The following is a 15,862-nucleotide window of genomic DNA, read 5'->3' as shown; positions in this document are numbered from 1 at the left end:
AGGTGAGCGATACACCATCCCTGAAAGAGCGGACCGTGAGCACGGAACGGATCTTTTCTGGAAAGATTGTCACGTTGGAGAAGTTGACGGTGATGTTGCCTAACGGCAAGACCGCCACGAGGGAGGTGATTCGGCATCCCGGTGCAGTGGCGGTGTTGGCTGAACCCGACCCCGGACGCGTGGTGATGGTTCGCCAGTATCGGAAAGCATTGGACGAATGTCTGTTGGAGATTCCTGCGGGCAAATTGGAGCCCGGTGAACAGCCGGAGGCGTGCGCGGTCCGAGAACTCCGCGAGGAGACCGGCCTGGAAGCGGACACGGTGGAGCCGGTGCATACGTTTTACACGAGTCCGGGGTTCGCGGATGAAAAAATCTGGCTGTTTTACACGAATCGCGTGGCGCAGGGCGCCCAGGCCTTGGACGAAGACGAATTCGTCGATATTGAAGTGCTGTCCCGAGCCGAAGTGCAATCTCTGCTGAGCGGCGGCCGCATCCAGGATGCAAAGACGCTGGTGGCGCTGCTGTGGTGGCTGGGACGGGCGACCCGCTGATGACGCGGTACTTCGCGGACTTTCACATTCATATCGGCCGCTCTTCCGGTCATCCGGTGAAGATGGCCGCCGCGCCCAGTTTGACGGTGGAACGGGTGCTGACCGTCGCTCGCGAACAAAAGGGACTGGATGTCATCACCATCATTGACGCGGTGACCCGCCATGTCCTGCAGGAACTTCTGGCGCTGGCGGCAGACGGCAGACTCGTCCCCCTGCCCGGCGGTGGGCTGCTGTTTGAGAACGGGCTCGTGGTGCTGCTCGGTTCGGAGATTGAAATTGCCGGACCGGAAGGCGGCGCCGCTCATTTTGGAGCGTGGTTCGGCCAACTCGAGGCGGCCGTTGATTTCCTCGACTGGCTGGCGACGGTCCAGAAGAACCCGAGTTTGTCGTCTCAACGCGCGCGGGTTGCGGCGGACCGCCTGCAGGCGGAGGTCGCTGAGCGGGGAGGCATGTTTATCGTGCACCACGCGTTCACGCCCCATAAGGGGCTGTACGGCAACTGTGTGGATCGCATGGCGGACATGCTGGATCCCAACGGTGTGGATGCCTTGGAACTGGGATTGTCCGCGGATACGGATATGGCCGATTGTCTGGAGGAGCTGTCCACACACACGTTCCTGACCAATTCGGACGCCCACTCGCTGCCGAAGCTGGCTCGCGAGTACAACGTCCTGTCCTTGGCGGATCCTTCGTTCGAACGCATCCGCAGCGCTCTGCGTCGAAGCGGAGACGACCGGATCACGGCGAATGTTGGCTTGCACGTCGAGCTCGGGAAATATCACCGCACGTTCTGCCTGAACTGTGAGCGCCTGTGGGCGCCCGGAGCCGCGCGGTGCGCGTGCGGAAGCGAACGCAGTGTCAAAGGGGTGTTCGACCGCCTATGTGAAATCCGCGATTGGGAGCGGCCCATTCACCCTTCGCATCGGCCGCCCTACGTGCACCAGGTGCCGCTGGAGTTCATCCCGGGCCTCGGTAAAGTGGCATTGGAGCGGCTGTTGCAAGCGTTCGGAAGTGAAATGGCGGTCCTCCATGATGCCACGCCCGCGGCGCTGGCCGATGTGGTGGGAGACACGCTGGCGGACAAAATCATCCGCGCTAGAACCGGGCAGGTGGAGTTCATGGCCGGCGGGGGCGGCCAGTACGGCAAGCCAATTTTCTCGGCCTGACGTGTCCTAACGCAGTTCTCTTTGACATAGTCATAGATTGAAAGAACCGTCGGACGCATACCACGGCGGTCGTTGCTCAACTGTGTTCAGGAGGGACGCCATCATGCTGTACACCGCCCGATTGCCCCGTCAGTCCACCGTGTTCTCCGTGTGGGGACGTCTGAAGTCCGCGGCGGAACCCCATCTGCATGTAGGCCTGTTCCTGGTTGCGGTCGTGTTCTGTGGTCTGGTGTTCGGTAGCGTCATTGCCGGACAATTGCAACCGGCGGACACGGCGGTGCTCGGACAGACGGTGGAACGGCTGTTGACGGCCATCTCGGCACATCAGCTGGCCTCTGCGTCAGAGCTCTGGTGGCATCGCATGGTGGGAGATGCACAATTGTTGGCGCTGCTCTGGTTGTTTGGAGTCTCAGTGATTGGTCTGCCGTTCGTGGTCATCGCCATCTTTCTGCGCGCGTTCAGCGTCGGGTTCGCCGTCGGTTTCACCGTGCTGCACTTCGGCTGGAAAGGATTCGTCGTGGCTGCGGTGGCCATCTTCCTTCATCAAGTGTTGTCTCTGACCGCGTTCGTCTGTGCAGGGGTGCTTGCCATTCGGTTCTCGGCCGGGATTTTGGGACGCGCGTATCCACTTCCGGCGTTGAGTATGGCATTTTTGAAATACACTGCCTGGTTTCTCTTGTTCGCCGTTGTGCTCATGGCCGGTGCGGCGATTCAGGCGTACGTGGCTCCGCCATTACTGGCCGGCGCGCTGGTCGGGGCATGAGGAGCGGAATAAATTTGGGACGAAGATTCATTGACCGAAACGAGTCGTTTCAGTGCGGACATTGCGGCAGGCGGGTGCCACCGTCCAAGCGTTCCTGCCGGAACCACTGCCCCCATTGTCTGTACTCCGTGCATCTGGACGTGTTCCCAGGCGACCGCAGCGCGAACTGCGGTGAGCTGATGGAACCCGTTCGGGTGGAGTATCACTCGAAAAAGGGATATCAGATTGTTCATCGGTGTTTGCGGTGCGGCCACGAATCCCGCAATGTGGCGGCTCTGGACGACGAACTCCAACCGGACAATCTCGAGATGCTGCTTCAGCTCATGAGAAACGGCTAGGGGGGCGGGCGCGTTGCGTTTTTGGTCCCGTGTACTGCGCTTCTTCGCGGCCACGGTGGTCGTGCTGTGGGGGTGGATGGTTCTTCACGCGCAGATCATGAACCAACGTTTTCGGAATCCGTATCAATTGCCCCATCCGCCGTACGTGGCTGTCGTCAGTATGCAGCACAGCCCGAACGACGCGCTGCAAGCCGTCTGGGAACTCGGTGCGGCCGTGACCCATTGGATGCAACTGGGGAATCCGTGAAGGCGTGGTGCGTCCACGTTCCCTCGCGCTCTGCGCCCCTTCTTTGAGGCTCAAACTCCGAGTCATCGGCAGGACTTTCTCCGAGGGTGTGGAATACACAGGTAAACAGGGGAGAATACAAAGGGAGTTTGGTCATGGACGAGTGGATTGCGCGCTTTATCGATTATTTGGCCGTAGAACGCGGGTTATCGGCGAACACACTGCAGTCGTACCAGCGAGATCTGTGTGCGTTCGAACGATATTTGCAGCGTACTGCTCAACATGGCCTGATACAGGCAAAACGGATGGAAATTCTCGGCTACCTCGGTCATCTGAAGGCGATGGGGCGGGCAAATACCACGGTTTCCCGAAATTTGGCCAGCCTTCGTTCCTTTTATCATTATCTGCTGCGGGAAGAGGTGCTCGGGACGGATCCCACGCTGCAGATTGAAACACCGAAGGTGGAAAAGCGACTTCCAAAGGTCCTCACCGTGGACGAAGTGGAGCGTCTGCTCGACGCGCCGGACTGGAAGACCCCCGCAGGCGCGAGAGACAAGGCGATGCTGGAACTGCTGTACGCGACGGGCATTCGGGTCAGTGAGTTGGTGTCCCTGCGGGTCGACGATGTCAATCTTTCGGCAGGATTCCTGCGATGCATCGGTAAAGGCGCCAAGGAGCGCATCATTCCCATCGGGGAGTACGCGCAGCAGACGCTGTTGCATTATTTGCAGTTCGGCCGTTCCAAGTTGTGCCGTGAGCCGGAGAGCGGTGCGCTGTTTCTGAATCACCACGGTCAGCAGATGTCGCGGCAAGGATTCTGGAAAATTCTCAAGAAGTACGCGGACACAGCATCCATACATAAACACATCACGCCGCACACCCTTCGGCACTCGTTTGCCACCCACCTGTTGGAACGGGGAGCGGACTTGCGGGCGGTTCAAGAGATGTTGGGTCATGCGGATATTTCCACCACGCAGATCTACACCCACGTAACGCGTGCCCGAATGAAAGAAGTGTACATGCAGGCGCATCCGCGCGCCTGAGGAGAATGGCTTGAAAACGTCCGGTGCTCCGGACTTTTTTCGTGTCTTCCCCGGGGCCGTTGAAATCTGCCCAGTGGTCAGACATACTAACAGCGAGAACTTCATGTTGTTGAAAGGACTTGGTGGACGTGACGATGGAGCATCGCCGGCCGGTGGGCCGGTGGATTTGGATTGTGCTCGACAGCGTGGGCTGCGGCGCAGCACCGGACGCGGAAAAATACGGATCGGACGATGTCCAGAGCAATACCCTGCTGCACATTGCGGAAGCGGTTGGAGGGCTCCGCGTGCCCCATCTGGAGCGGCTCGGCCTCGGGCGGATTTTGCCGTTGCCTGGCGTAGCGGCCGATGGGGTTGGCGCTTACGGAAAGATGCGCGAGAAATCCTTCGGCAAGGATACGACCAACGGACACTGGGAGTTTGTCGGCAAGGTGTTGAGTGAACCACTGCCCGTGTATCCCAATGGATTTCCGCCGGAGGTCATCGAGCCATTTGAGGCGTACGTCGGCAAGAAGGTGTTGTGCAATCGGCCGGCGTCGGGAACGGTCGTGATTGAAGAGTTCGGGCCGGAACACCAGGCGACCGGGCGTCCCATCGTGTATACATCTGCCGACAGTGTGTTTCAGATTGCGGCGCATGAGCAGGTTGTCCCAGTGGAGACCCTGTACGATTGGTGTGAGTACGCACGCAGCATCCTGACCGGCCCGCATGGTGTGGGGCGTGTGATTGCGCGCCCGTTCGAGGGCGAACCGGGAGCGTATCGGCGCACGCACCGCCGCAAAGATTTTTCGTTGCAGTTTGGCGAAACCGTGCTGAACCACATTGTCGCGCGGGGATATCCCGTCTGTGGAATTGGGAAAATCTACGACATCTACGGCGGTTCGGGCATCAGTGAGGGGATTCACACGGAGAACAACGACGACGGCATGACGCAGTTGATTCGCCGGATGGACGTGCAGGAAGATGGCATGATCTACGTGAATCTGGTGGATTTTGATGCGCTGTACGGCCATCGCAACAATCCGGTCGGCTTCGCCCGCGCCGTGGAAGCCTTCGACGCGCGCCTGCCGGAGGTGCTCGGACGCATGCGGGAAGGAGATGTGCTGTGCATCACGGCGGATCATGGATGTGATCCGACCACCCCAGGCACGGACCATACCCGCGAGTGGGTACCGCTGCTGGTGTGGCACCGCGGCATGAAGCAGGCCGTGGCACTGGGAGACCGCCAGACCTTCGCCGACATCGGAGACACGGTTGCAGAGTTCTTCAACGTTCCGGACTCGGGAGTCGGCCGAAGTTTTCTTCACGATCTGGGGCTCTGAGCCACCCGGTGCGCGAATTTCCCTGTGTACGGGCATCCCAATCCCGCCATGTTATCGGTAGGGGGGATGACCAATGCCAAAGGGTGTACGCTGCCTGGTGGAAGAATGTGTGTACTATGAGTCCCACGACTGTGTGGCCGACAGCATCGAGGTCACAGCGAATGGCAATGACATAGTGGGAACATCAAAGGGCACCATGTGCGCGACCTTTCACTACCGGGATTTTGACGACGGGTATCACGCGCATGGGGAGTCGCCCCGCACTTAACCAGAAACGCAAGCTGACCGCGCCATGGCGCGGTCTTTTTCATGTCGCGGAGGCTGATAGAAGCGCCCTCCGTTGCGCACACTATGGCCGAAGGCTGGAGTTGACGGAACCGACGGGAGGAAGACGCATGAAGAAGCCTTGGAGCTTATGTGTGGCAGCGGTTTGTCTGATGTCCATCGCGGCCTCATCGACCATCCAGGCGGTGGCGGCCTCGGCCGCGGGTAGCGTGGGACACCCCGATCAGGTGCTCGGCGGCAACGTGGAAATACAGGTGCAGCCGGCCCACGAAACCGGGGAGAACGGGGCGGACCTGGCGGAAGAAGCACAATCGGCCGTGGTGATGGATGCCTCTACGGGCACCGTGCTGTTTGAAAAGGACGCCCATGAGCGTTTGCCGATGGCCAGCATCACAAAGATCATGACCATGTTGCTGATTATGGAGGCCATTGACAACGGCAAATTGAAGTGGACCGATCCGGTCAGGACCAGTGAATACGCCGCGAGCATGGGCGGCTCGCAGATCTTTCTGCAACCGGGAGAAGTCATGTCTGCCGCGGACATGCTGAAAGGAATTGCCATGGCCTCGGCCAACGATGCGTGCGTCGCGATGGCGGAGCACATCGCAGGATCGGCAGACGCGTTCGTCGCACAAATGAATGCGCGGGCGAGGGCACTGGGCATGAAGGACACCCATTTCGTGAACTGCAATGGGCTGCCGGTGCCGGATCACTACAGTTCCGCCTACGACATTGCGGTCATGTCGCGGGAACTATTGAAGCACGAGCAGATTCTGCGCTTTACCTCCGCGTACAGTGATTACCTTCGCAAGGATACGGATCATCCGTTCTGGTTGGTGAACACCAATAAGCTGGTGCGGTATTACAGTGGGGTGGATGGACTCAAGACGGGTTACACGCAGGAGGCGAAATACTGCCTGGCCGCCACTGCAAAGAAGGACGGATTTCGGATCATCACCGTGGTGATGGGAGAACCGAAAACCAGTGTCCGCAACCGTGAGGTGACTGAACTGTTGAATTGGGGCTTCGCCAACTATACGTCGAAAGTCCTGTATCGAGCAGGGCAAACAGTTCAAGACATCGAGTTTCGCCACGGCAGACCGGAATCCATCCCCTTAGTGGCGGCGGACACGGTTGGAGTGGTCATGAAGAAAGGCGAACACCATCGGTACGACACGGAAGTCCAACTGAAAGCCGATATCGCGCCACCGCTCCGCAAAGGTGACGCGGTGGGGGTCCTGCGCGTCAAAGAGGATGGGCGCGTCGTGGCTTCCGTGCCGCTGTTGGCCAGCACCGATGTTCGGAAGACGGGATTCCTTACAGGGATTGGTCGAACGTTGCGCGATTTCGTGACACTGGACGATTGAAGCAGTGAAACTCCATCCATCCGTAGGTGCTGCAGATGGGATCTGTCGAAAACCGGTAATAAACCGCGATTTTCATTATTGGACGGGAAATTGTACCGAATAGGCCGCCCTTGCCAGTCGTGCCACCGCTTCGGCGTCCGCCGCAGCTTGCGGCGTCATATCGAGCAAGCGGTGTGCTCGAGCGCGGACCGCATACAGTCCGGAGATGGTCGATGGTACGGGGATGCGAGATTCGTACTGCAGGCCTGCGGTGGCGGCTTCCAACGCCGCTGCAGGCCGTTGGCTTGCCAGGTACGCTTCGGCCAGCGTCAAGTGGCAGGAACCCTGCACTTCCGGGGTATCTTTCACCAATGTGAGGGCGTCCTCGGCATCCTGAATGGCGGCTTCTGGTTGGCCAGCGGCCAGATGGCAGACGGCCCGTTCCGCGAGGGCATGGGCCAGCCGCAGACCATCCGTACGAAACTCCCGGGACTTGATGCATTGCGTCAGGTGTTCGACGGCCTCTTGCACCTGACCGGACAAACGATACCCCACAGCGAGATGGATGAGACACTGATTGACGCCGCGCTGGTGGTGAATCACTCGGTAAACATCCATCGCCTCGCGCAGTTTTTGTTCTCCCTCTTCGTACTGCCCGATTTCTATGTATGATGTCCCCATCCCCTGCAGTGCCATCGCTAAGTCGAGGTGAACCTGAAACCGCCTTGCCCACACGGCCGCCCTCCAGAAACCGGCAATGGCCAACGTGTGTTGCTGCATCTGGACGTAGATCCGGGCGAGGTTGGCATGAATTTTGGTCGCCAACGGCATTTCCAATTCGGGGTGGCGACGGAGCAGTTCAGCCGCTTTCGTCCAATGCAGCCGCGCCAATCCAATGCGGTTCCGCCGTCGTTCCATCGCGCCAATGCGGAAGTAACACTGAACCGCGCTGGCAGCATCGTCGCGCTCCAGGGCGAGTTGCACCAGGCGCTCATACACTGTGATGGCGTCATCGTACCGCGTTGTGTGTTCATAGCAGATGGCGAGGTCCTGCAGCAGCATCTCCTCGCGAAACTGGGGCGCGAGCGGTTGGAGCAAGCTGCGGAGAATCGGGATGGCCAGGTCATAGTGTTCGCTGTCCATGAGATGTTTCGCGCGGCGATACGCATGGGTCAGGCCGGATTTCGCCGACAGATCATCCGCAAAAAAACTGGGCAGCACCCCGAGTCGATCCGCCAGTTTGGCCAACAGAGGCGGAGACGGCGTCGCTTTATCGGCCTCGATTTGGCTGATCATGCTGGGGGTTACAATTCCTGCTGCAAGCTCCGTCTGCGTCAAACGTCTCTCTTTACGAAGCTTTCGGATTTTCTGCCCAAGCGTCAATTGCATTCCAAATTCCTCCTCAACTGTTCTTATATTTTACTACGATATTGTGAATCATAGGAGAATGATATTGTCGAAGTTTGGGAGACTGCTTCTACTTTTGTCGGCAAGCAGGAGAACCCAAAGAGAGCGGGGAAATGGGGAGCGAACAGAGGACTGTGGAGGGAGAGTTGCGAGCGCATGCAAACCAGTGTCGTGAACGGCGTGTTGGTCGTGCATCTCGAAGGTGAGTTGGACCACCACGCGGTGGAAACCATCCGCAACGACATCGAGGACCAGTTGGCGAAGAACCACTGCCGCGGGTTGGTGTTGTCGTTTCGCGGCATCGATTTTATGGACAGTTCCGGACTGGGCTTGATTCTCGGGCGTTACCGCAGCGTGACGGGGCGCAATGGCAAGATGGCGTTGTGCGCCGTCAGTCCCCCGCTGCGCAGGATTTTTGAGTTATCCGGAATCCTGAAAGTGGTATCCATGCACGAGACCGAGGAAAGCGCGGTTCGTGCGGTGAAGGAGGCCTAGTCACATGGGACAGGAAGTCACCCACGCGGTGTTGCAGCAGAACTATATGAAGTTGCAGTTTCCGAGCCTGTCTGCCAATGAAGCGTTGGCTCGCATGGCCGTGTCGGCGTTCGTGATGCAGCTGGATCCCACCATGGAGCAGCTGACGGAAATCAAAACGGCGGTGTCCGAGGCGGTCACCAATGCCATCATTCACGGTTACGATGGCGGCGAGGGAGAGGTGCGGATGTATTGCGCCATTGACGGCGGCATGGTGGATATCGTCATCGAAGACGACGGGGCAGGCATTGAGGACATTGAGGAAGCCCGACAACCCATGTTCACCTCCCGGCCGGAGTTGGAGCGGTCTGGGATGGGCATCACCATCATGGAGAATTTCATGGACGAGGTCGTCATTGACTCGACACCGGGGCAAGGAACGAAAGTCCGTATGAGGAAAGTGATTTCCAGGACTTCGGAATGCCAGTGACGGGAGTCGGGCCACATGGATTACGCAAAGGGAATAGACGACAAAGCGCGGAAGTACAGTGACGCCGAGCTGCGCGCGTTGATCCAAGCCAGCCAGCAGGGTGACGTCAATGCCCGCGACCAACTGGTGCTCGGCAATCAACGGCTGGTGTGGGCGGTGGTACAACGGTTTTTGGGACGCGGCTACGAAGCGGATGATCTGTTCCAAATCGGCTGCATCGGCCTGATGAAGGCGATTGACAAATTCGACCTGTCGTACGATGTGAAGTTCTCCACCTACGCGGTGCCCATGATTATTGGGGAGATTCAGCGTTTCCTGCGCGATGACAGCACAGTCAAGGTGAGCCGGAGTTTAAAGGAAACGGCGCGTCACATTCGCCATGTCCGCGACGAGCTGGCCAAATCGCTGGGCAGGCAGCCGCATATCACGGAGATTGCGGAAGCCATGGGGATTGAGCCTGCGGATGTGGTGTTCGCTCAGGAAGCGATGCGGGCTCCGGCGTCGATTCACGAGACTGTGTTTGAAAACGACGGAGATCCTATCTACTTACAAGATCAAATTGCGGATGAAGAGGGTCATGAGTGGATTGATAGAATTGCCCTGCACGAGGTACTGAACCGACTGCCCGAGCGGGAACGTTTGATTGTGTACCTCCGGTTTTTCAAAGACAAGACCCAATCCGATGTGGCCCGCGTGTTGGGTATCTCCCAAGTTCAGGTATCGCGGCTCGAAAAGCGGATTCTCAATGCCATTCGAGACCAGCTGTCCTAACGAGGTTCGTTCGACCCAAACCTGCACCTTCGCTGTCCCCGCCGGGGGCAACGGAGGTTTTTTGCGTGGAATGGCCCGGATGTACCGTGTACCACACGTCGAATCTGGACACACTAGGTGTTGCTTCACGCGAGGAAGGATGGTGGGACATGGCGACCAAAGCAAAGGCCGTGGACGCCCGAGCCACGTATCAGCAGCTGGTGGACAAACATCGACCGGCGAGGCCGTTGTTGATGAACACGGTGCGAGCATTTTTGGTGGGCGGCTGCATCTGCCTCATCGGCCAATTTGTACAGATGTTTTTCATCAAAGTTGCCGGGTTCAGCCCGAAGGACGCCGGAAATCCGACGGTGGCCGTGATGATTTTCGCTTCGGTGCTGTTCACGGCACTCGGCGTATACGACAAATTCGCCCAGTGGGCGGGTGCCGGTTCCGCCGTACCCGTCACCGGATTCGCCAACACGATGGCGTCCGCCGCCCTAGAACACCGGACGGAGGGATGGGTTTCCGGGATTGGCGGCAACATGTTCAAATTGGCCGGCCCCGTGATTGTCTACGGCGTGGTGAGTGCGTTCTTTGTGTCATTGGTGCGCTACCTCGTGATTCACCTATAGAGGGGGGACGTCCTGTGCCGAAGCTTGGGAAACAAACGTGGGTATTCCCCAGCATGCCCCGCATCATGGCCGCGGGAACCGTGGCGGGTCCGACGGAAGCAGCGGGGCCACTGGGGAACCGGTTTGATGCGCAGTGTACGGACAGCCCGCGCCAAACGTCGTGGGAAACCATGGAGCAGGACATGTTCCGGCAAGCCGTCCAAATCACACTTCGAAAGGCGGTCCTGCAGGCGGGCGACCTGGATTTGGCGATTGGCGGAGATCTGAATGCGCAGTTGTCCAGCTTTTATTTCGCGCATCGCGACGTGGCGGTTCCAGCTTTCGGATTGTTCAGCGCCTGCGCGACATTCACCCAGGCGATGGCGCTCGCTGGATTGGCCGTTGACAGCGGCGTCGCGAAGCACGTGCTCGTCGGAACCTCCAGTCACAACTCGACCGCTGAGCGGCAATTTCGGTATCCGACCGAGTATGGCGCGCAGAGACCGCTCACTGCGCAGCGGACCGTCACCGGGGCGGGAGCCGCGGTGCTCAGTTTGGAACGCGGTACGGTGGCGTTGACCCACGCGACCGTGGGGATGATAGAGGACTACGGCATCAAGAATCCGTGGGAGATGGGGGCGGCCATGGCACCTGCGGCCGAGGCGACCATTCTGGCGCATCTGCAGGATACCGGGAGAACGTTTGGCGATTACGACTGTGTGGCAACCGGTGATCTCGGGCGCGTGGGCAACGCGATTCTGACCGATCTGTTTGCCCGGCGCGGCCTGGTGGTCAACACCGACCTCACCGATTGCGGCATGCTGATCTATCGTCCGGATCAACCGGAAGTGTTCAGCGGCGGAAGCGGCGCCGCTTGCAGTACGCTCGTGACTTTGGGCCATTTCGTGAAAAAACTGGAACAGGGGGAATGGCGGCGCATTCTGGTGGCCGCCACCGGTGCGCTGCTGTCCGCGGTGACCGCGCAACAGAGCGAAACCATTCCGGCGATTTGTCACGCGATTGTGCTGGAGCGAAAGGACGGGTAACATATGGCGTGGAACTGGACGACATTCCTGTGGGCGTTTGTGGTGGGCGGCGGCATCTGCGCAGTCGGGCAGATTTTGCTCGACATCACCAAACTGACGCCGGGGCATATCACGGTCATGCTGGTGATTGCTGGTGCTGTGCTCGACGGGCTGGGACTTTACGATCCATTGATTCGATTCGCGGGCGCGGGGGCGACGGTTCCCATCACCAGCTTCGGGAATTCGCTGGTGCACGGCGCCTTGGCCGAGGCGGATCAACACGGATTGATTGGCATCATCACGGGGATTTTTGAAGTCACCAGCGCAGGCATCTCAGCGGCCATCGTGTTCGCCTTTCTGGCAGCCGCCATCGCGCGTCCCAGGGGGTAACCAAGGCAGGGGAGAAAAGTTGCGACGGGAAGTCATCATCGTCACGGACGGGGATCATTTCGCCAAGCGCGCGTTGGAAGTTGCCGCCAAGCAAATCCCGGCGAAGGTCATCTCACAGACGGCCGGGAATCCCACCCGGTTGTCCGGCGTGGAAATTGTTGAATATATCCGTGCAGCCGAGTTTGACCCGGTGATTGTCATGTTGGATGACAACGGGAATGGCAATGAGGCCAAAGGGGAAGAAGCGCTGCAGGTGCTGTTGGCCCATCCGGATATTATGGTGATTGGAGCCCTGGCTGTAGCTTCCAATACATCGGCCGTTCGCGGGGTTCCGGTGGATTTTTCCATAGACTGCAACGGCGAACGGGTCGAGACGGGCGTCAACAAGCACGGGGTTCCCATTCCGCGCCACCTGGTGTTCGGAGACACGGTGGATGCTCTGCGCAATTTGAAAGCACCTGTGATTGTCGGAATTGGCGACATCGGGAAAATGGGAGGCAAGGATGCGCCGGAACGTGAGGCCCCCATCACGACGACGGCGCTGCGAGCATTGATGGCAGCGTATGAGGAATGGAAAGCCATGCGCAAAGCCCAGTCACACGACCTCTCGTAAGAATACAGTACAAAGTGACTCGACTGTCCAAGAGGTGGTGACTTCGGTGCTCAATTTCCTGCTGTTTCTACCGCGTTTTTTCCGTTACTTTGGTATGTTTCAGACGTTCATTGGTGTCGTTCGTCCCCTGTGGCCGCATCTGTCTCGTTTTTGGCAGCGACCGGCCTTGCAGGGGGCGCGGTGATTTTACAAGCACTCGGTTGACCAAGCGCAGAGCTCCGACCCGCGGGTGAGCGTTGTCATCCGATGACAGAGGGGAACGGTTGTCTGATGGCGGACAGAGTGATTCACATGACCTCAGGAACGGTGCATGAACAGATTGAAGTGATTGAGCGGGGACGAGTCCGATATCTGCGCTTTGGCGCAGGAGGCGGCTGGCAGGGAGCGATGCACCTGGCCGGCGCACGGCGGCCGGTGTTTCCGTATCAGCGCGCCTTCGCCGCAGTGGCGGAATCGCGATCGATGCAATCGTTTCTGGCGCTCGGCGTGGGCAGCGGCACCGCGCTGAGCGTGGTCCGCGCCCTGCATCCAGATTGCGAGATGTTCGGGCTGGAATTGGACGAGCAGGTGATCCGGATTGCCATCGAATACTTCGGCGCGCCTTCACATCGAGACGTGTCCTATTGGGTCGGAGACGGTGTCGCATTCCTGTGCCACACGGACGTGACCGTCGATACTCTGTTCGTGGACGCGTATCTCTCCAATCGCATTTACAGCCCCTGTCTCGATCCGGCCTTCGCCAAAGTCGTGGCGGCCGCCACTACGGCGGACGGTGTGGCGGTGATGAATTTCATCACCAGCTTCCCCTTGCGGGGCCGCGTGCTGGAGTGGATTCGAGCCGCGCAATCGTGGTTTGAGAGCATCGCGCTGTTACCGGTTGGTCCAGCGCTGCCGTTCGCAGAGCAGAACGTGCTCGGTGTGTTTGCGAAGACCAGGGATTATCCGTTGATCTGGAGAGCTTCTCTCAAATCGTCATCATTTTTGCAGCCCTGGGAGCGGTTGTGGTGGCCGCGGCGAATGCGTCAATGGTGATTCATGCTATAATGGGGCACATAAGACGCTGGCACGGCTGGCACTGCGCCGGGTCGGACAAAGGAGCAGGATGTGTGTACAGTTTATTCGGGCAGGATTTTATTTTTCGTTTAATCGCCATCGTCGTCGGCTTGGTGATTCACGAATTCGCCCATGCTTGGACCGCGTTGTTGCTGGGCGATAAAACGGCCAAACACCAGGGCAGGGTCACCTTGAACCCGGTGGCGCATCTCGAGCCCATCGGGCTGTTGATGATCCTCTTTGGACCGTTTGGATGGGCGCGTCCAGTGCAAATCAACGCATCCAACTTCAAGAATCCGCGCGTGGGCACAGCGTTGGTTGCCTTCGCGGGCCCCGTATCGAATCTGCTGCTGGCGGTTGTCAGTTTGCTGCTGTTTCGGCCGTATATGAACTTTAACATGGGTTTCATGCCACAACTCTTGTGGTGGTCGTTCGTCGTGAACGTTTCCCTGTTCATCTTCAACCTCATCCCAGTCCCCCCGCTGGATGGGTCGCGCATTGTGTACAGCTTTTTGCCCTATCGCTGGGAGTTTCAATACCGAAAACTGGAGCTTTACGCGCCACTGATTATGTTGCTGCTCGTCATGCTGCCGCAGACGCGCAATGCCATCTTTGGCACCTTGTTGAACGCGGTTGCCGGTTGGTTGGCGAATTTGATTTTAGGATTTTGAACTATGGCGTACGACATTGTTCTCGATCAGTTTTCCGGTCCACTGGATCTGTTGCTGCATCTGATTCAAAAACACGAAGTGGACATTTTTGATATTCCCATCGCCAAGATCACGGATCAATATCTTGCCTACCTCCGGGCGATGGAAGAGTTATCCCTCGAAATCGCCAGCGAGTTTCTCGTCATGGCCGCCACTCTGCTGGCCATCAAGAGTCGCATGCTGCTGCCGCGACCAGCGAAGAGTGGAGACGACGAGGATGAGGACAGTGGCGATCCGCGCGATGAATTGGTCCAGCAATTGGTGGAATACCAGCGGGCCAAGTGGGCAGCGGCACAGCTTCGGGAACGCGGGGTGCTGCAGAGTCAAGTGTTCTCGCGACCTCCCTTGGATCTTCGGCCGTACGCGCCGGAAGCTCCGCCGCCGGTCACCGGGGTGACGCTCTGGGATTTGGTTGACGCGTTCCGGAAATTGATGCGGAGAATCCCTCAGGAAGAGCGCGTCGCGGAAATTCAAGGGGTGGTTCTGTCCGTAGATGACGAGATGGACAAGCTCATGCGGCGGATGCGCATCCTGCAACGGACAACGTTTTTCCAATTGGTACAGGATGCCCGAACCCGCCACGCCCTGGTGACCGCGTTTCTGGCCGTGCTGGAGCTGATGAAGGCGGGACGGATTGCCTGCCGACAGTTGCTCGCGTTCGGCGACATTGAAATCGTGCTGACGGAGGAGGCTGCGGAAGGATGATGTTCTCCATGACAGGCCCACTCGAAGCGGTTTTGTTTGCCGCCGGGAGCGACGGATTGAGTCTGGTGGAAATCGCGGACGTCCTTCAGCTGTCCACGGACGAGGCGCTGCAGGTGTGCCGCGAGTTGCAGGATCAGTACCGGGATCGCAACGGCGGCATCGAATTGGTGGAACTGGCCGGTGTTTGGCAGTTGGTGACGCGACCCGAACACGCGATGTATCTGAGAAAATTGGCCACCGCGCCGACCTCCAGTCACCTCAGCAACGCTGCCCTCGAGGTGCTGGCCATTGTCGCGTACCGACAACCCATCTCGCGGATTGAGATTGAAGCCATTCGCGGTGTCCAGTCCGACCGAGCCGTGCAAACCCTCGTCCATCGACAGTTGATTGCGGAAGTGGGGCGGCAGGAAGGGCCAGGGCGACCCATTCTGTATGGAACCACGCCGACGTTCCTGCAAACCTTCGGGCTTCGCAGTTTGGAAGATTTGCCTCCTCTGCCAGAGGAGCCGGAGATTGCCCAAGATCTGAATTTATTCCAACTCACCCCGGCGTTGCCGCGAGATTAATCAAACTGGCATATTGGGCAGCGTTTGG

At 58.8% G+C, this 15,862-nt stretch carries 21 protein-coding genes; 20 read left to right on the top strand and 1 reads right to left on the bottom strand.

Features of this window, described 5'->3' with window-relative positions; all coding sequences use genetic code 11:
• Window positions 1-2 precede the first annotated feature (2 nt).
• From G463_RS0108605 to G463_RS0108565, 9 genes are all read left to right on the top strand, one after another.
• On the top strand, window positions 3-551 hold the full coding sequence (locus tag G463_RS0108605; RefSeq protein ID WP_245575757.1) for an NUDIX domain-containing protein: 549 nt from the start codon (window positions 3-5) through the stop codon (window positions 549-551).
• A complete protein-coding gene (locus G463_RS0108600) occupies window positions 524-1,717 on the top strand; it encodes an endonuclease Q family protein (RefSeq protein WP_245575755.1) in 1,194 nt (397 codons plus the stop codon). Before G463_RS0108605 ends, G463_RS0108600 begins: the two co-directional genes overlap by 28 nt.
• Before the next feature lie 103 nt (window positions 1,718-1,820).
• On the top strand, window positions 1,821-2,480 hold the full coding sequence (gene spoIIM, locus G463_RS0108595) for a stage II sporulation protein M (RefSeq protein WP_026974844.1): 660 nt from the start codon (window positions 1,821-1,823) through the stop codon (window positions 2,478-2,480).
• A gap of 14 nt (window positions 2,481-2,494) precedes the next feature.
• Entirely contained in the window at window positions 2,495-2,818 is a 324-nt protein-coding gene (locus tag G463_RS0108590) for an RNHCP domain-containing protein (RefSeq protein WP_026974843.1), read from the top strand.
• A gap of 13 nt (window positions 2,819-2,831) precedes the next feature.
• Window positions 2,832-3,065, top strand: a complete 234-nt coding sequence (locus G463_RS0108585) for a hypothetical protein (protein ID WP_026974842.1) — start codon at window positions 2,832-2,834, stop codon at window positions 3,063-3,065.
• Between the two features lie 134 nt (window positions 3,066-3,199).
• Window positions 3,200-4,087, top strand: coding sequence for a site-specific tyrosine recombinase XerD (gene xerD / locus G463_RS0108580; RefSeq protein ID WP_026974841.1), 888 nt, complete (start codon window positions 3,200-3,202; stop codon window positions 4,085-4,087).
• A 134-nt stretch (window positions 4,088-4,221) separates the two neighbouring features.
• On the top strand, window positions 4,222-5,406 hold the full coding sequence (locus tag G463_RS0108575) for a phosphopentomutase (RefSeq protein ID WP_035486427.1): 1,185 nt from the start codon (window positions 4,222-4,224) through the stop codon (window positions 5,404-5,406).
• Between the two features lie 73 nt (window positions 5,407-5,479).
• Window positions 5,480-5,674: a DUF1540 domain-containing protein gene (locus tag G463_RS0108570; RefSeq protein WP_026974839.1), complete on the top strand. Its 195-nt coding sequence runs from the start codon at window positions 5,480-5,482 to the stop codon at window positions 5,672-5,674.
• Between the two features lie 127 nt (window positions 5,675-5,801).
• Window positions 5,802-7,058 carry a D-alanyl-D-alanine carboxypeptidase family protein gene (locus G463_RS0108565; RefSeq protein ID WP_026974838.1) on the top strand — a complete coding sequence of 419 codons (1,257 nt, stop codon included), beginning with the start codon at window positions 5,802-5,804 and terminating at the stop codon, window positions 7,056-7,058.
• Between the two features lie 75 nt (window positions 7,059-7,133).
• On the opposite strand, the gene G463_RS0108560 is transcribed toward G463_RS0108565, so the two are convergent.
• A complete protein-coding gene (locus G463_RS0108560; protein ID WP_026974837.1) occupies window positions 7,134-8,426 on the bottom strand; it encodes a helix-turn-helix domain-containing protein in 1,293 nt (430 codons plus the stop codon).
• A 174-nt stretch (window positions 8,427-8,600) separates the two neighbouring features.
• Between G463_RS0108560 and spoIIAA the strand changes: the two genes are divergently transcribed.
• The 11 genes from spoIIAA to scpB all read left to right on the top strand — a co-directional run bounded on the left by spoIIAA (window position 8,601) and on the right by scpB (window position 15,834).
• A complete protein-coding gene (gene spoIIAA / locus G463_RS0108555; RefSeq protein WP_026974836.1) occupies window positions 8,601-8,939 on the top strand; it encodes an anti-sigma F factor antagonist in 339 nt (112 codons plus the stop codon).
• Window positions 8,940-8,943: 4 nt separating this feature from the next.
• Window positions 8,944-9,408: an anti-sigma F factor gene (gene spoIIAB, locus G463_RS0108550; RefSeq protein ID WP_035486380.1), complete on the top strand. Its 465-nt coding sequence runs from the start codon at window positions 8,944-8,946 to the stop codon at window positions 9,406-9,408.
• A 15-nt stretch (window positions 9,409-9,423) separates the two neighbouring features.
• Window positions 9,424-10,179 carry an RNA polymerase sporulation sigma factor SigF gene (sigF, locus tag G463_RS0108545; protein WP_051322107.1) on the top strand — a complete coding sequence of 252 codons (756 nt, stop codon included), beginning with the start codon at window positions 9,424-9,426 and terminating at the stop codon, window positions 10,177-10,179.
• 149 nt (window positions 10,180-10,328) lie between these two features.
• Window positions 10,329-10,793 (top strand): stage V sporulation protein AC, encoded by a 465-nt coding sequence (gene spoVAC, locus G463_RS0108540; RefSeq protein ID WP_026974833.1) that lies wholly within the window; start codon window positions 10,329-10,331, stop codon window positions 10,791-10,793.
• Between the two features lie 14 nt (window positions 10,794-10,807).
• The gene (spoVAD, locus tag G463_RS0108535) at window positions 10,808-11,818 is read left to right on the top strand and encodes a stage V sporulation protein AD (RefSeq protein WP_026974832.1); all 1,011 of its coding nucleotides are present in this window, start codon (window positions 10,808-10,810) and stop codon (window positions 11,816-11,818) included.
• Window positions 11,819-11,821: 3 nt separating this feature from the next.
• The gene (gene spoVAE / locus G463_RS0108530) at window positions 11,822-12,187 is read left to right on the top strand and encodes a stage V sporulation protein AE (protein ID WP_026974831.1); all 366 of its coding nucleotides are present in this window, start codon (window positions 11,822-11,824) and stop codon (window positions 12,185-12,187) included.
• 19 nt (window positions 12,188-12,206) lie between these two features.
• Window positions 12,207-12,800 (top strand): stage V sporulation protein AE, encoded by a 594-nt coding sequence (locus G463_RS19515; RefSeq protein ID WP_051322106.1) that lies wholly within the window; start codon window positions 12,207-12,209, stop codon window positions 12,798-12,800.
• Between the two features lie 246 nt (window positions 12,801-13,046).
• Complete coding sequence (locus tag G463_RS19510) at window positions 13,047-13,832, top strand: spermidine synthase (protein ID WP_156900144.1); 786 nt, start codon at window positions 13,047-13,049, stop codon at window positions 13,830-13,832.
• Between the two features lie 74 nt (window positions 13,833-13,906).
• On the top strand, window positions 13,907-14,524 hold the full coding sequence (locus G463_RS0108510) for a site-2 protease family protein (protein WP_026974830.1): 618 nt from the start codon (window positions 13,907-13,909) through the stop codon (window positions 14,522-14,524).
• Window positions 14,525-14,527: 3 nt separating this feature from the next.
• Window positions 14,528-15,268: a segregation and condensation protein A gene (locus G463_RS0108505; RefSeq protein WP_026974829.1), complete on the top strand. Its 741-nt coding sequence runs from the start codon at window positions 14,528-14,530 to the stop codon at window positions 15,266-15,268.
• Window positions 15,269-15,276: 8 nt separating this feature from the next.
• A complete protein-coding gene (scpB, locus tag G463_RS0108500) occupies window positions 15,277-15,834 on the top strand; it encodes an SMC-Scp complex subunit ScpB (RefSeq protein WP_245575753.1) in 558 nt (185 codons plus the stop codon).
• Window positions 15,835-15,862: the final 28 nt, after the last annotated feature.

Origin of the sequence: Alicyclobacillus contaminans DSM 17975 (assembly GCF_000429525.1) — a bacterium.
Classification (GTDB): domain Bacteria; phylum Bacillota; class Bacilli; order Alicyclobacillales; family Alicyclobacillaceae; genus Alicyclobacillus_A; species Alicyclobacillus_A contaminans.
Note: the sequence above shows the minus strand (reverse complement) of the source record. Positions and strands in the feature narration are given on the sequence as shown.

Excerpts from the sequence above, each read along its gene's own strand:
- spoVAC (WP_026974833.1), top strand. The coding sequence starts at position 10,329 with ATGGCGACCAAAGCAAAGGCCGTGGACGCCCGAGCCACGTATCAGCAG.
- G463_RS19510 (WP_156900144.1), top strand. The coding sequence starts at position 13,047 with ATGACAGAGGGGAACGGTTGTCTGATGGCGGACAGAGTGATTCACATG.
- sigF (WP_051322107.1), top strand. The coding sequence starts at position 9,424 with ATGGATTACGCAAAGGGAATAGACGACAAAGCGCGGAAGTACAGTGAC.
- G463_RS0108505 (WP_026974829.1), top strand. The coding sequence starts at position 14,528 with ATGGCGTACGACATTGTTCTCGATCAGTTTTCCGGTCCACTGGATCTG.
- spoIIM (WP_026974844.1), top strand. The coding sequence starts at position 1,821 with ATGCTGTACACCGCCCGATTGCCCCGTCAGTCCACCGTGTTCTCCGTG.
- G463_RS0108575 (WP_035486427.1), top strand. The coding sequence starts at position 4,222 with ATGGAGCATCGCCGGCCGGTGGGCCGGTGGATTTGGATTGTGCTCGAC.
- G463_RS0108560 (WP_026974837.1), bottom strand. The coding sequence starts at position 8,426 with ATGCAATTGACGCTTGGGCAGAAAATCCGAAAGCTTCGTAAAGAGAGA.
- G463_RS0108565 (WP_026974838.1), top strand. The coding sequence starts at position 5,802 with ATGAAGAAGCCTTGGAGCTTATGTGTGGCAGCGGTTTGTCTGATGTCC.
- xerD (WP_026974841.1), top strand. The coding sequence starts at position 3,200 with ATGGACGAGTGGATTGCGCGCTTTATCGATTATTTGGCCGTAGAACGC.
- G463_RS0108570 (WP_026974839.1), top strand. The coding sequence starts at position 5,480 with ATGCCAAAGGGTGTACGCTGCCTGGTGGAAGAATGTGTGTACTATGAG.
- spoIIAA (WP_026974836.1), top strand. The coding sequence starts at position 8,601 with ATGCAAACCAGTGTCGTGAACGGCGTGTTGGTCGTGCATCTCGAAGGT.
- spoIIAB (WP_035486380.1), top strand. The coding sequence starts at position 8,944 with ATGGGACAGGAAGTCACCCACGCGGTGTTGCAGCAGAACTATATGAAG.
- scpB (WP_245575753.1), top strand. The coding sequence starts at position 15,277 with ATGACAGGCCCACTCGAAGCGGTTTTGTTTGCCGCCGGGAGCGACGGA.
- spoVAE (WP_026974831.1), top strand. The coding sequence starts at position 11,822 with ATGGCGTGGAACTGGACGACATTCCTGTGGGCGTTTGTGGTGGGCGGC.